Genomic DNA, 13,185 nt, shown 5'->3' on the forward strand with positions numbered 1-13,185 from the left:
GTTACCCAGTCTGCGGGCGATCACACCCCCCGGTGACCGGGCCCACCCGAGGGGCTCAGTGCAGGGCGGCGTCCGCCGGGCCCCGCCGCCAGCCGGTGAACGTCACGGCCAGTCCGCCCCGCGTCGGCGAGCAGCAGAACGGCCCGGCCGTCGCCTCGGCGTCCGGCGCGAGCGGGGCCACCCGGACCAGTCGCCACGGCTCGTCGCCCGCGCGGGCCCGCACGGTCAGCGCGTCGCCGGCCCGGCTCACCCGCACGCTCACCGCCCGTCCCGACCACTGGGGCACCGGGGCCACCGACCAGTCGGAGACCTCCCGGGTGACCACCGCGCCGACCTGTAACTCGCCGTCGCTGACCTCGACCCCGGCCTTGACCCAGTTGCGCTCGTCCACCCGGACGAGCACGCCCGCCTGGTCGAACTGCTCGGTGAAGTCGAGCCGGAAGTCGACCTCCACGGCGCTGCCGGACGGCAGCGGGGCGAGCAGGGCCGGGCCGTCGTCGTGCACGAAGCCGTAGCTGGTGTGCCGCCAGAAGTCGCTGCCCGCGCCCGGCTCGACGACCAGCCCGCCGTCGGGCGTCGGCTCGGCCCGCACCGGCCGGTGCAGCCACTCGCCCTGCGCCCAGTCGACGTCGCGCAACCCCGTACCCGATCCGCTGCTCATGCCGGAAACGCTACCGCCCCCGCGACCCGGAGGGTTCTCGCGTTTGCCGGCGGGCCGAATCGGAGAAGGTACGCCGGCATGGGTGACAGGTGGTATTCCGAGGCCGTCGTCTACTGCCTCGACATCGACACGTACGCGGACTCCGACGGCGACGGGGTCGGCGATATCCGGGGCCTCATCGGCCGGCTGGACTACCTGGCCAGGCTCGGGGTGACCTGCCTGTGGCTGCACCCGATCCACCCGTCGCCCAACCGGGACGACGGCTACGACGTCACCGACTTCTACAACGTGGACCCGCGCTTCGGCACCCTCGGCGACTTCGCGGAGCTGCTGCACCAGGCGCAGAACCGGGGCATCCGCGTCATCATCGACCTGGTGGTCAACCACACCTCCGACCAGCACCCGTGGTTCCAGTCCGCCCGGTCGTCGCCCGACTCGCCCTACCGCGACTGGTTCGTCTGGGCCGACCACGAGCCCGCCGACCGGCACCAGGGCATGGTCTTCCCGGGCGAGCAGAACGAGACGTGGACGTACGACCGGACGGCGAAGGCGTGGTACTACCACCGGTTCTACAAGTACCAACCGGACCTCAACTTCGCGAATCCGAAGGTGCGCGCCGAGGTCAAGAAGATCGTCTCGTTCTGGCTCCAGCTCGGCGTCTCCGGCTTCCGGATGGACGCCGTCCCGTTCATCATCGAGCTGACCGAGCCGGGCAACCCTGACTCCCCGAAGGACTTCGAGTTCCTCACCGAGCTGCGCCAGCACGTCCAGTGGCGGCGCGGCGACGCCGTCCTGCTCGCCGAGGCCAACGTGGAGCCCGACGAGCTGCCCACCTTCTTCGGCGACGGCAGCGGCTCCGGCAACCGGATCCATATGCTGTTCGACTTCATGCTCAACGGCCGGCTCATGCTCGCCCTGGCCCGGCGGGACCCGGAGCCGGTCATCGAGGCGCTGCGCGACACCCCGACGCTGCCCACCGGCGGCCAGTGGGCCACCTTCCTGCGCAACCACGACGAGATCGACCTGTCGCGGCTCACCGCCGCGCAGCGTGACCAGGTGTACGCCGAGTTCGGCCCCGAGGAGCACATGCGCATCTACGACCGGGGCATCCGCCGCCGGCTCGCCCCGATGCTCGGCAACGACCGCCGCCGCGTCGAGCTGGCGTACGCGCTCCAGTTCTCGCTGCGCGGCACGCCGGTGCTGCGCTACGGCGAGGAGATCGGCATGGGCGAGGACCTGTCGCTGCCGGGGCGGGAGGCGATCCGTACCCCGATGCAGTGGTCGTTCAAGCCGAACGCCGGCTTCTCCACGGCGGACCCGGAGAAGCTGGTCCGTCCTGTGATCGACGCGGGCGACTACTCGTACGAGAAGGTCAACGTGACCGCCCAGCGCGGTGACCCGCGCTCGCTGCTGTCGTGGTTCGAGCGGATGATCCGGACGCTGCGCGAGGCCCCGGAGATCGGCTCCGGGTCGACCACCCACATCGACGTGCCGATGCCGGCCGGGGTGCTGGCGCACCGGGCCGACGGTCCGACCGGGACGATGGTCTTCCTGCACAACCTCGGCACCGACGACGTGGAGATCGACCTGGGCATGCTCGCCGCCGAGGCGGACCTGCCGCTGGACGTGCTCACCGACCGCCAGTACGGCGAGGTGGGCAAGCTCGACTCCCTGAAGCTCGCCGGCTACGGCTACCGCTGGATCCGGCTCTGCCGCGGCGACACGTTCTGACCTCCGGCCGGTGGGTTACGCTCCCCGGGTCGGGCGTAGGTTACCGGGAGGTAGGCATGTCGGAGGAGCAGCGGGTCGCCATCGTGACCGGGGCCGCGCGGGGGATCGGGGCGGCCACCGCCCGCCGGCTCGCCGCCGACGGCCTGGCCGTCGCCGTGGTCGACATCGACGAGGCGGCCACCGCCGACACCGTCGACGCGATCGTGGCGGCCGGCGGCCGGGCGATCGGCGTCGGCGCGGACGTCGCCGACCGGCCGCAGGTCACCGCCGCCGTCGAGCGGGTCGCCGCCGAGCTGGGCGCACCCACCGTGCTGGTCAACAACGCCGGCGTGCTCCGCGACAACCTGCTGTTCAAGATGACCGACGCCGACTGGGACACCGTCATGGGCGTGCACCTGCGCGGCGCGTTCCTGTTCAGCCAGGCCGCCCAGCAGCACATGGTCGAGGCGAAGTGGGGCCGGATCGTCAACCTGTCCAGCACGTCCGCGCTGGGCAACCGGGGCCAGGCCAACTACGCGGCGGCGAAGGCGGGCCTGCAGGGCTTCACCAAGACCCTCGCCATCGAGCTGGGCCCGTTCGGGGTGACCGTCAACGCGGTCGCGCCCGGGTTCATCGTCACCGACATGACCGCCGCCACCGCCGCCCGGATGAAGGTGGACTTCGAGGCGCTCCAGAAGCACGCCGAGTCGGAGATCCCGGTGCGCCGCGTCGGCCGCCCGGAGGACGTGGCGCACACCATCTCGTTCCTGGTCAGCGAGGGCGCGTCCTTCGTCTCCGGCCAGGTCGTCTACGTGGCCGGCGGCCCGAAGGACTGAGGTGCAAGGAAGGGCCCCTTGTTAACGCTTCCTGCATAGAAGGGCACCCTTCTCACCCCGCCGGCGGGGTGGGGGCGCGTCAGCGGGTGCGGGTGCGCCAGAGCCAGAGCAGGCCGAGCACCGGCAGCACCAGCGGCACGTAGCCGTACCCGCTGCCGAACCCGGACCAGACCGTCTCGTCGGGGAACAGCTCCGGGTCGGCGAGGCTGAGCAGGCCCACGCCGACCACGCCGACCAGCTCCACCGAGCAGCAGGCCAGCGCGACCCGTCGGCCCGCGTGCCCGGCGCGGGCCAGCCCCACGGCGGCCACGATGTAGACCAGCGCGGCCAGCGCCGACAGCAGGTACGCCACCGGGGCCTCGGCGAACCGCGTGGCGATCTGCAGGCCGGCCCGGGAGGTCGCGGCGATGGCGAACAGCAGGTACACGGCGATCAGCAGCCGGCCCGGCCCGGTGTTGGTGGCGGGCCGGTGCGCCTCGGTCTCAACCACCGACGACCTCCCAGGTCTGCTGGAGCCGGACCACCACGACCGGCGTGACCACGCAGATCGCGCAGACGATCGCCGAGCCCCACCGGGTCGGCTCCATCCGGGCCAGCACCCAGGCCAGCGGCGGCAGGCAGACCAGCGTCACCAGGTAGCCGAAGAACGCGCCCGGCTCGCCCGGCCGTTCGCCGCCGCCGAGGGCGACCAGCGCCACCACGGCCAGCGCGAGCAGCGCCAGCTCCAGCACGGCCAGGCCGGCGAGCTGCACCCGGTCCGGCGGCCGGTTGCGCACCGCCGCCACCAGCGCCCACCCGGCGAGTACGAGCGACAGCACGATCGTCGCCGTCGCCAGCACCCCGTCCACCGGCGAGCCGGCCGCCGCGCTGGTCATCGACGCCAACGGCGTCGCAGTCTCGGTCACCGGGACAGCCTACTAACCGGCGTAGTACACGCCCCCGGCCCGGTCCGCCCGCAGCCCCGCCCCACGCCCGTCCGCCTCCCGGGCCGGGGTCCGCGTTCCCGTGCCCGACGCGTCGGCTGCGCCAAGGCGGGGCGGGCGGCTAGCGTGGATCACGGCTCCGGGCTCGCCGGCGCCGACGACGGACACCGGGGGTGGACCGTGCTGCGGTTCGGCTTGTTCGGCACCGGCCACTGGGCGGCCGAGACGCACGCGGCGGGCATCGGCGCGCACCCCCGCGCAGAGTTGGCCGGCGTCTGGGGCCGCGACCCCGACCGCGCCGCCGAGCTGGCCCGCCGGCACGGGGTGCCCGCGTTCACCGAGGTCGACGCGCTGCTCGACGCCTGCGACGCGGTCGCCGTGGCGCTGCCGCCGGACGTCCAGGCCGACATCGCCGTCCGGGCCGCCACGGCCGGCCGGCACCTGCTGCTGGACAAGCCGCTGGCGCTGACCGTCGCCGACGCCGACCGGGTGGTCGCCGCCGCCGCGCAGTCCGGCGTCGCCTCCGTGGTCTTCTTCACCAGCCGCTTCCAGCCGAACATCGCCGGCTTCCTCGCCTCGACCGCCGCCGCGGGCGGCTGGCACACCGCCAGGGCGGTCCGGTTCGCCTCGATCTTCCAGCCCGGCAGCCCGTACGGCGGCTCCCGCTGGCGTCGCGACCGGGGCGCGCTGTGGGACATCGGCCCGCACGCCCTGTCCATCATCCTGCCGGTGCTCGGCCCGGTGACCCGGGTCGCCGCGATGGACGGCCCGCGTGGCCTGGTCCACCTGCTGCTCACCCACTCCGGCGGCGCGACGAGCACGGTTTCGCTGACCCTCGACGCCCCGCCCGAGGCGGTGACGGCCGAGTTCGCCTTCTACGGCGACAGCGGCGTCGAGCCGGTCCCGCCCGGCGACGGCAGCTCGCTGACCGCGTTCGGGGTGGCGATCGACCAGCTTTTGGAGGAGATCGACGCCGGTACCCGGGACCACCGGTGCGACGTGCGGTTCGGCCGCGACGTGGTGGGCGTCCTCGCCGCCGCCGAGACCGCCCGCGCCGAGGGCCGCACCGTCACCGTGCCCGACTGAGACCGCTGCGGCAGCCCGGTGCGTCACAGGACGCCGTAGACGTCGCTCCGGTGGCCGAGGTGGGTGTGCCTGGGCGGCCGGCAAATCGGTCGCGTGACCGGGGTCGCCCGGCCTACTCTGCCCGCATGTTCACGCACGCCCTGATCGACGTGGCCGCTTCGCCGGCCGCGTGGGCCCCGCTGCTGGTGGCCCGCCCGCGAGTCCGGCGTCCGGCCCCGGCCGGCCGGGACGCCACCCGCGCCTGATCACCGCCGGGCGGTTGACGCCGCCCGCGTCCCCCGTGCCGAGGGCCGTCCGAGTCCCCATCCGACCGGACAGGCCCACCCGCCGGCTGCCCGCCGGCCGCCTGTCCGTGCCCGTCGCCGCCGGCGACAGACAGGACGACGACCCATGGCGCCCCGCCGTACCCGTGCCACCGAACGCGACCGGTCCCGTCGCGTACTGTCCCAGAACTTCCTCGCCGACCCGGCCGCCGTCGCGCGGGTCGTCGCGGCGGCCCGCCCCGGCCCCGGCGACCTGCTGCTGGAGGTGGGCGCCGGCCGGGGCCGGCTGACCCGCGCGCTGGCCGCCCGGTGCGGGCGGCTCGTCGCGTACGAGATCGACCCGGTCGCCGCCGCGGACCTGGCCGTGACCTGCGCCGATCTGCCCGGGGTGACCCTGCGCCGGGCCGACTTCCTGGCGGCGGACCCGCCCGCCGAGCCGTTCGCGGTCGTCGGCAACATCCCGTGGTCGCTGACGGCGGCCGTGGTCCGCTGGTGCCTGGCGGCCGACCGGCTGCGCTCGGCGACCCTGCTCACCCAACTGGAGTACGCCCGCAAGCGCACCGGTCACGCCGGCCGGTGGAGCCGGCTGACGGTGCTGACCTGGCCCGGGTACGCGTGGCGGCTCGCCGGCACCGTGCCCCGCGCCGCGTTCCGCCCGGTGCCCCGCGTCGACGCCGGCATCCTGCGCCTCGACCGGCGGGCCGAGCCGCTGCTGCCGCCCGGCGAGTGGCCCGCGTACCGCCGGTTGGTGGAGGTCGGGTTCGGCGGGGTCGGCGGCGGCGTCGCGGCCTCGCTGAGCCGGCACCGCCCCCGCGCCCGGGTCGACGCGGCGCTGCGCGCGGTGCGCCTCGACCGGGACGCCCTGCCCGGCGAGGTCTGGCCGGAGCAGTGGATCACCCTGCACCGGCTGCTCCGCTGAGGGTCACACCCCCGCCGGGTACGTCTCCATCTCGCCGAACGAGGTGAGCGCCGGCAGCGGGCGCACGCCCCGGGTCTCGTCGCACCAGACGAACGCGTCGTAGCGCTCGCCCAGCCGGGTCGGCACGTAGTTGCCCCACGACTCGAAGTTCGGGTCGTACACGACGCCGACCGCCCGGTGGTCGTGCTCCTCGGTGACCCAGCCGGGCTGGTCGGGGCCGCCGAAGACCAAGACCGCCCGCTCCGGCAGCAGCTCGTGCAGCCGCCGCTCGACCGAGCCGGGGCGGGCGGGCGGCACCACCATCTCCTCGGCCGGCGAGCCCCAGCGCGGCGCGGCGACGACCGTGCCCCGGTAGCTGCCGAAGCCGACGAGCACCACGGCGTCCGCGCCGTGCCGTTCGCGGGCGAGCTGGCCGATGTTGACCATCCCGTCGGCGGCCATGTCGGTGGCCCGGGCGTCGCCGACGTGGGTGTTGTGCGCCCACACGATCCCCCGCGAGCCGGGGCCGTGGAAGTCCAGCAGCCGGTCCAGGGTGTCCGCCATGTGGATGTCCCGGACGTTCCACGAGTGCGGCCCGCCGCCCATCATCGCCCGGTAGTAGCGCTCCGCGCCGGCCACCACCTCCGCGTTCTGCCAGGCCGAGAAGCGGTCCGGGCCGTCCGCGGTGGCCTGTTCCCGGGTACGCGCCAACAGCCGCACCACCTCCTCCTCGCAGCGGGCCGAGACGAACCGGCTGGCCGCGCCGTACTCCTCGATCCGCCGTCCGTACGGCTCGAAGCACCGGTACGCCTCCTGCGCGGCCTCCAGCGAGGCGGGCTCCTCCTCGCCCAGGTAGTCGAAGATCGCCTGCATGGACTCCCAGAGGCTGTAGACGTCCAGCCCGTGGAAGCCGGCGCGCTGCTGCTGGGGGCGCTCCTGGTTCCAGGCGCGCAGCCAGCGGCAGAAGCGCGCCACCTCGGCGTTGGACCACATCCAGGTCGGCCAGCGGGTGAAGCGCTCCAGCGCGGCCTGCGGGTCGGCGAGCCCGCCGGGGGCGGCGGTGACCGACCGGTGTACGCGCTCGCAGTCCGGCCAGTCCCCCTCGACGGCGACGAAGCGGAAGCCCTGCTCGGCGATGAGCCGCCGGGTCAGCTGCTCGCGGAGGCGGTAGTAGTCGTGGGTGCCGTGCGTCGCCTCGCCGATCATGACGATCCGGGCGCCCCGGATCCGGTCCAGCAGTCCATCGAAGTCGCTCGGCGCGCCGAGCCGCTGTACCAGCATGTCCGCGGCTACCCGGCCCCCGCCGGGACAAACCGCCCGCCGCCCGCGCCCGGCCGGGGGCGCGCGGGGGCATGGAGACGGGCCGAACGGGTAGCCGGCCGGCATGACCGTCAGTGGGGTGGAGTTGCAGGAGTACCTGGCCGGGCTCGACTACCCGGTCTCCCGGGAGGACCTGGTCCGCTGGGGGCAGGAGAACGGGGCCAGCACCGAGGTGTTGCAGATGCTGCACGCGCTGCCGGCGGAGGAGTTCTCCTCCGCGGCGGAGCTGACCGAGGCGCTCACCACGCTCGCGTGAGCGTGCCCGCAGGTGTTTGCAGGGGCCCCCTGTACAACAGAATGCGTTAACAGGGGGCCCCTCCTTGCACAGCTCAGACCTTGGCCGGTTCCTTGTCGGCCAGGTGGGCGCGCAGGCCCTCGCCCTCGACGTCCACGTTGGGCAGGATCTTGTCCAGCCAGCGCGGGATCCACCACGCCGCCGTGTTGAGCAGCGACATCACCGCCGGCACGATGGTCATCCGCACCACGAAGGCGTCGATCGCGACGCCGGCGGCGAGCGCGAAGCCCATCGACTTGATCACCGGATCGTCGAGGAACACGAACCCGCCGAAGACCGAGATCATGATGAGCGCGGCGGCGGTGACGACGCGCGCGCCGTGACCCATGCCGTTGATCGTGGCCTGGCGCGCGGTGTCGCCGTGCACGTAGTCCTCCCGCATCCGGGAGACCAGGAAGACCTCGTAGTCCATGGCCAGGCCGAACAGGATGCCGATGAGCAGGATCGGCAGGAAGCTGACCAGCGGCCCCGGGGTGTCGAGGCCGACGAGCCCGGCCAGCGTCCCCTCCTGGAACACCGCGACCGTGATGCCGAACGTCGCGGCGACCGTGAGCAGGAAGCCCAGCGCCGCCTTGACCGGCACCAGGACCGACCGGAACACCAGCATGAGCAGCAGGATCGACAGGCCGACGACCAGCAGCAGGTAGACCGGCAGCGCGTCCGAGAGCTTCTCCGACACGTCGATGCCGATCGCGGTCGCGCCGGTCAGCAGCACGTCCGCCCCGTCGACGCCGGCGACCTGGCGGCGGATGTCGTGCACCAGCTCCTCGGTGGCCTCGTCGGTCGGGCCGCTGCGGGGGATCACCCCGAGCAGCGCGGTCCGCCCGGTCGGGTCGGTCTGCGGCGGGGCCACCGCGAGCACCCCGTCCGTGGCCTGGACCAGCTTGGCGACCTGCGGGGCCGCGGCGGCGGTGGCCTGCGGGGAGTCGGACGTGACGACCACCGCGAGGCGGCCGGTGAAGCCGGGGCCGAAGCCCTCCCGGACCAGGTCGTTGTTCACCCGGGCCGGCGAGCCCGCGGCGGCCGTGCTGGCGTCCGGCAGGGCCAGCCGCATGTCGGGGGCGGGCACCGCGAGCAGGCCCAGACCGAGCAGGGCCACCAGGATCACCGGTACGCGCAGCCGGGTGACCAGGTGCGCCCAGCGGAAGCCGAAGCCGGACCGGTCCTCGGCGGTTCCTGAACCGGTCGGCTCCTCGGCCGGTGCCATCCCGTTCGCCGGCGCGGTGCCTGCGGTGCTGCCGGCCCGGCGCAGCCGGCGGGGGAGGACCCGGTGACCGGCGAAGCCGAGCAGCGCGGGGGCGAGGGTGATGGCGACCAGCACGGCGACGGTCACGGTGCCGGCGGCGGCCAGGCCCATGACGGTGAGGAACGGGATGTCCACCACGGCGAGACCGGCCAGTGCGATGACCACGGTGGCCCCGGCGAACACCACGGCGGAGCCGGCGGTGCCGACGGCGCGGCCGACCGCCTCCTCGGGGGAGAGCCCCTCGATCAGGTGCTGGCGGTGGCGGGAGGTGATGAACAGCGAGTAGTCGATGCCGACCGCGAGGCCGAGCATCAGGGCCAGGATCGGCGCGGTGCTGGTCAGCTCGATGGTGCCGGAGAGCGCGAACAGGCCGGCCATGCCGACGCCGACGCCGATCAGCGCGTTGAGCATGGTCATCCCGGCCGCGACCAGTGACCCGAACGTGATGACCAGGACGATCGCCGCCACGAGGACGCCCAGTGCCTCGGTGGAGCCGACCTCCGGCTCGCCGCCGAGCACCTCGCCGCCCGGGGCGATCTGCCAGCCCTTCGCCTCGGCCTGCGCGCCCACCTTCTCGTACGCGTCGCGCTGGGCGTCGGTGACGTCGTCGGCGCGGCCGGCGAACTGCACCTGGATCAGCGCGTACCGGCCGTTGGGGGAGATCGCCTGGGACTGGTACGGGTCCACCGCGCCGACCACCCCGGGCAGGGTGGCCGCCTCCTGGGTCACCTGCTTGACCAGGGCCTGCCCCTCGGGCGTGGCGAGCTGACCGTCCGCCGGTGCCTTGACGGCGATGGTGCCGGTGGCCCCGCTGGCCGCCGGGAACCGCTCGGCGAGCAGGTCGATCGCGCGCTGGGACTCGGTGCCGGGCATGGTGAAGTTGCTCGCCGTCGGGCCGCGCAGCGTCGCCGCGGCGATGCCGAGGCCGACGAGCACGACGAGCCAGACGACGGCGACGAGCCGCCGGTGGCGTAGTGAGGCCCGGCCGAGCCGGTACAACAGGGTCGCCATCAGATCCTTGTCCTCGATCGTGGGTGGGGTCGTCGTGGGTCAAACCGTGGTGGTGGAGCCGTCCTGGGTGGAGCTGCTGCCGGGCGGCGGCGGGTCGGCCGGGGGCACCAGCGCGCGCCGGACGAGGCCGAGCAACGCCTCGCGCAGCTCGTCGTCGTCGAGGTCGTCGAACTCGCCGCAGGTCTCGGCGATCCCGGCGAGCACGACCAGGGCCGCGACCCGGGCGGCCGGGTGCGGCGAGTGGCCGGCGAACGCCGCGACCAGTCGTTCGGAGATCTGCTGCACGTGCGCGAAGGCCGGCTGCTGGAGCAGCACGGGGAACTCGCCGCGCAGCAGCGCGATCTGCCGGCGGAAGCGCACCGCGAGGTCGACGAAGCCCTCGGCGGCCACCCGCTGGGCCCGGTCGCCGCCGAGCCCAGCGATCCGCTCGTCGAGCTCGACCACCGCCGCCAGCTCCGGGGCCATCAGCTCGCTGAGCAGGGCCTCCTTGTTGGCGAAGTGGTAGAGCACGGTGGCCTTCGAGACGCCGACCTCGCGGGCGATGTCCTGCAGTGAGGTGCCCTTGTAGCCGGTGACGGCGAACCGCCGCCCCGCCGCCGCGAGGATCTCCGCGTGTGTCTCCGGTACCGCCCGTGCCATGCCCGGCCACCTCCTGCCCACCAGCATGCCTGACCGATCGGTCAGACCCTGACCGATCGGTCAGAGGAATCGGGTGGCGTTGGCCACAGCGCTGCCCGCCTTCGCGACAGGACCAGGAGCCGGCCGGGGCCGGACCGGGAACCGGCCGGCAGCGACGCCGGACACGGCCCGCTCGAAGAACCGGTACCGCCCCCCGGGTGCCATGATGCGGGGATGACCGAGAACCCATCGACCTCCGTCGAGCACGCGGACGCGCTGCGCGCCCTGCACAAGTCCGGCGACCCGCTGATGCTGCCCAACGCCTGGGACGCCGGCTCCGCCCGGGCGGTCGTCGCGGCCGGCTTCGCGGCCGTCGCCACCAGCAGCGCCGCCGTCGCCGAGTCCCTCGGGTACGCCGACGGCGAGGCCACCCCGGTCGAGGAGATGTTCGCCGCCGTCGCCCGGATGGTGCGCGCGGTGCCCGTCCCGGTCACCGCCGACCTGGAGCGGGGGTACGGCCTGAGCCCCGCCGAGCTGGTCGAGCGGATGCTCGCCGCCGGGGTCGTCGGGTGCAACCTGGAGGACTCCGACCCGCGCACCGGCGCGCTGTACGACGCCGAGGAGCAGGCCGACCTGCTGGCCGCCGTGCGGGCGGCGGCCGACGCGGCCGGGGTGCCGCTGGTGCTCAACGCCCGCATCGACCTCTACCTGCGCGGGGCCGGCGACCCGGACGGCCGCACCGCCGAGGCGATCCGTCGGGGGCGGCTCTACCGGGCCGCGGGGGCGGACTGCGTCTACCCGATCTTCCTCGCCGAGCCGGAGCGGATCGCGGAACTCGTGTCAGCCGTGGACGCCCCGGTGAACGTCGGCTTCAAGCCGGGCGGGCCGAGCCTGGCCGAGCTGGCCGGGCTGGGCGTGGCCCGGGTCAGCTTCGGCCCCGGCCCGTACCGGGTCAGTCAGGCGCGGATCGCCGGCCTGCTCGACGCCGTCCGCTCCGGCGCCAACCCGTACGCGTAAGGAAGGGCCCCCTGTTAACGCTTTCGGTATAGGAAGGGCCCCTTCCTAACCAGCCGGCCGACCCGTTCCGGCAGCCGTCAGCGGGCCTCGGCGTACGCGGCGAAGCGGTCGACGAGGCCGTGCGGTGCGTCGTCGCGGAAGCAGATCTCCAGGTTCGCGGCGGCCTCCCGGGCGGCTTCCTCGGCGCGGGGGAACAGCGCCCGCTCGTACGCGGCCAGCGCGGTCTCGACGTCGTCGTGGTGGGCGGCGAGGGCCCGGCCGAGTTCGGCGCCGTCGAGCATGGCGAGGTTGGCACCCTCCCCGGCGAAGGGCGACATGAGGTGGGCGGCGTCGCCGAGCAGGGTGACGCCGGGCACGCGGTCCCAGCGGTGCCCGACCGGCAGCGCGTGGATGGCACGCGGGACCAGGGGGCCGTCGGCGTCGGCGATCAGTGCCCGCAGCTCGGGCGCCCAGCCGGCGAACTGGTCGAGCAGGAAGGACCGGGCGGGGCCGTCGCCCGGCCGCTCGTGCCCCGGGACCGCGCCGGCGTGGTCGACGCCGGCGAGCCGGTCCTCGGGCAGCCGCAGGGCGACGTAGACGTGCAGGCTGCCGTCGGGCTCCCGGTGGGCCAGGAAGCCCTTGCCGGGGCCGAGGGCGAACAGCATGCCGGACCCGACGAGCGCGGCCTGCGCGGGGTGCCGGCGGTCGGCGTCGCGCAGGGTGGCCTCGACGAACGACAACCCGGAGTACGTGGGCGCGGCGGCGGAGACCAGCGGTCGGATCCGGGACCAGGCGCCGTCGGCGCCCACGAGCAGATCGGTGGTGGCGGTCCCGCCGTCGGCGAGGGTCAGCTCGTGCCGCCCGTCGCCGAGGGCGCGGGCGGCCGTGACCCTGCCGCCCCAGCGGACGGTGCCCTCGGGCAGGGAGTCCAGCAGCAGCCGGCGCAGGTGGCCCCGGTTGACCTCGGGGCGGTCGCCGTCGCCCTCGTCGGCCTCGTCCAGGTGCGCGGTGCCGTGCCGGTCGAGCACCCGCACGGCCTGCCCGCCGGGGTGGACGAGGCGCAGGAACTGCTCGTGCAGGCCGGCGGCCCGCAGGGCGACCTGGCCGTTGTGCTGATGGATGTCGAGCATGCCGCCCTGGGTGCGGGCGTCCGGTGCGGCGTCCCGCTCGTAGACGGTGGCGGGGATGCCGTGGACGTGCAGGACGCGGGCGAGCGTGAGGCCGCCCAGTCCGCCGCCGATGATGCCGATCGCTGGTGTGCGCACGGGTCTCCTTCAGGTGTGGGTGCTGCCGGTTCGGACCGACGAACGGGTTCTTGACGA

General features: G+C 74.5%; 13 protein-coding genes. 6 read left to right on the top strand and 7 right to left on the bottom strand.

Annotation, left to right across the window (positions count from 1 at the left end):
* Nucleotides 1–55 precede the first annotated feature (55 nt).
* The gene (locus LPA42_RS16875; protein ID WP_077938505.1) at nucleotides 56–661 is read right to left on the bottom strand and encodes a DUF1349 domain-containing protein; all 606 of its coding nucleotides are present in this window, start codon (nucleotides 659–661) and stop codon (nucleotides 56–58) included.
* Nucleotides 662–739: 78 nt separating this feature from the next.
* Here LPA42_RS16875 and LPA42_RS16880 point away from each other — a divergent pair, with 78 nt between their 5' ends.
* Together LPA42_RS16880 and fabG are read left to right on the top strand one after the other, a co-directional pair.
* Nucleotides 740–2,392 carry an alpha-amylase family protein gene (locus tag LPA42_RS16880; protein WP_077938506.1) on the top strand — a complete coding sequence of 551 codons (1,653 nt, stop codon included), beginning with the start codon at nucleotides 740–742 and terminating at the stop codon, nucleotides 2,390–2,392.
* Nucleotides 2,393–2,448: 56 nt separating this feature from the next.
* Complete coding sequence (fabG, locus tag LPA42_RS16885) at nucleotides 2,449–3,207, top strand: 3-oxoacyl-ACP reductase FabG (protein WP_077938507.1); 759 nt, start codon at nucleotides 2,449–2,451, stop codon at nucleotides 3,205–3,207.
* A 79-nt stretch (nucleotides 3,208–3,286) separates the two neighbouring features.
* On the opposite strand, the gene LPA42_RS16890 is transcribed toward fabG, so the two are convergent.
* Nucleotides 3,287–3,697: a hypothetical protein gene (locus LPA42_RS16890; RefSeq protein WP_077938508.1), complete on the bottom strand. Its 411-nt coding sequence runs from the start codon at nucleotides 3,695–3,697 to the stop codon at nucleotides 3,287–3,289.
* Nucleotides 3,690–4,082: a hypothetical protein gene (locus LPA42_RS16895; protein ID WP_043965988.1), complete on the bottom strand. Its 393-nt coding sequence runs from the start codon at nucleotides 4,080–4,082 to the stop codon at nucleotides 3,690–3,692. The genes LPA42_RS16890 and LPA42_RS16895 overlap by 8 nt, the downstream gene beginning before the upstream one ends.
* A gap of 228 nt (nucleotides 4,083–4,310) precedes the next feature.
* Between LPA42_RS16895 and LPA42_RS16900 the strand changes: the two genes are divergently transcribed.
* Nucleotides 4,311–5,216, top strand: a complete 906-nt coding sequence (locus LPA42_RS16900) for a Gfo/Idh/MocA family protein (RefSeq protein ID WP_198956636.1) — start codon at nucleotides 4,311–4,313, stop codon at nucleotides 5,214–5,216.
* 390 nt (nucleotides 5,217–5,606) lie between these two features.
* Complete coding sequence (gene erm / locus LPA42_RS16905; RefSeq protein WP_077938509.1) at nucleotides 5,607–6,398, top strand: ErmE/ErmH/ErmO/ErmR family 23S rRNA (adenine(2058)-N(6))-methyltransferase; 792 nt, start codon at nucleotides 5,607–5,609, stop codon at nucleotides 6,396–6,398.
* A 3-nt stretch (nucleotides 6,399–6,401) separates the two neighbouring features.
* Here the strand turns inward: erm and LPA42_RS16910 are convergent, their stop codons facing one another.
* Complete coding sequence (locus LPA42_RS16910) at nucleotides 6,402–7,658, bottom strand: erythromycin esterase family protein (RefSeq protein ID WP_077938510.1); 1,257 nt, start codon at nucleotides 7,656–7,658, stop codon at nucleotides 6,402–6,404.
* A 103-nt stretch (nucleotides 7,659–7,761) separates the two neighbouring features.
* Here LPA42_RS16910 and LPA42_RS16915 point away from each other — a divergent pair, with 103 nt between their 5' ends.
* On the top strand, nucleotides 7,762–7,953 hold the full coding sequence (locus LPA42_RS16915; RefSeq protein ID WP_077938511.1) for a DUF2795 domain-containing protein: 192 nt from the start codon (nucleotides 7,762–7,764) through the stop codon (nucleotides 7,951–7,953).
* A gap of 73 nt (nucleotides 7,954–8,026) precedes the next feature.
* Here LPA42_RS16915 and LPA42_RS16920 read toward each other — a convergent pair whose 3' ends face one another.
* Both LPA42_RS16920 and LPA42_RS16925 read right to left on the bottom strand, forming a co-directional pair.
* Nucleotides 8,027–10,249, bottom strand: a complete 2,223-nt coding sequence (locus LPA42_RS16920; protein WP_077938512.1) for an MMPL family transporter — start codon at nucleotides 10,247–10,249, stop codon at nucleotides 8,027–8,029.
* A gap of 39 nt (nucleotides 10,250–10,288) precedes the next feature.
* Complete coding sequence (locus LPA42_RS16925; RefSeq protein ID WP_077938513.1) at nucleotides 10,289–10,888, bottom strand: TetR/AcrR family transcriptional regulator; 600 nt, start codon at nucleotides 10,886–10,888, stop codon at nucleotides 10,289–10,291.
* Between the two features lie 213 nt (nucleotides 10,889–11,101).
* Between LPA42_RS16925 and LPA42_RS16930 the strand changes: the two genes are divergently transcribed.
* Nucleotides 11,102–11,884 carry an isocitrate lyase/phosphoenolpyruvate mutase family protein gene (locus tag LPA42_RS16930; RefSeq protein ID WP_077938514.1) on the top strand — a complete coding sequence of 261 codons (783 nt, stop codon included), beginning with the start codon at nucleotides 11,102–11,104 and terminating at the stop codon, nucleotides 11,882–11,884.
* A gap of 77 nt (nucleotides 11,885–11,961) precedes the next feature.
* Here LPA42_RS16930 and LPA42_RS34170 read toward each other — a convergent pair whose 3' ends face one another.
* Nucleotides 11,962–13,128, bottom strand: coding sequence for an NAD(P)/FAD-dependent oxidoreductase (locus tag LPA42_RS34170; RefSeq protein WP_077938515.1), 1,167 nt, complete (start codon nucleotides 13,126–13,128; stop codon nucleotides 11,962–11,964).
* Nucleotides 13,129–13,185: the final 57 nt, after the last annotated feature.

This window comes from Micromonospora sp. DH13 (assembly GCF_020873825.1).
Classification (GTDB): domain Bacteria; phylum Actinomycetota; class Actinomycetes; order Mycobacteriales; family Micromonosporaceae; genus Micromonospora; species Micromonospora haikouensis.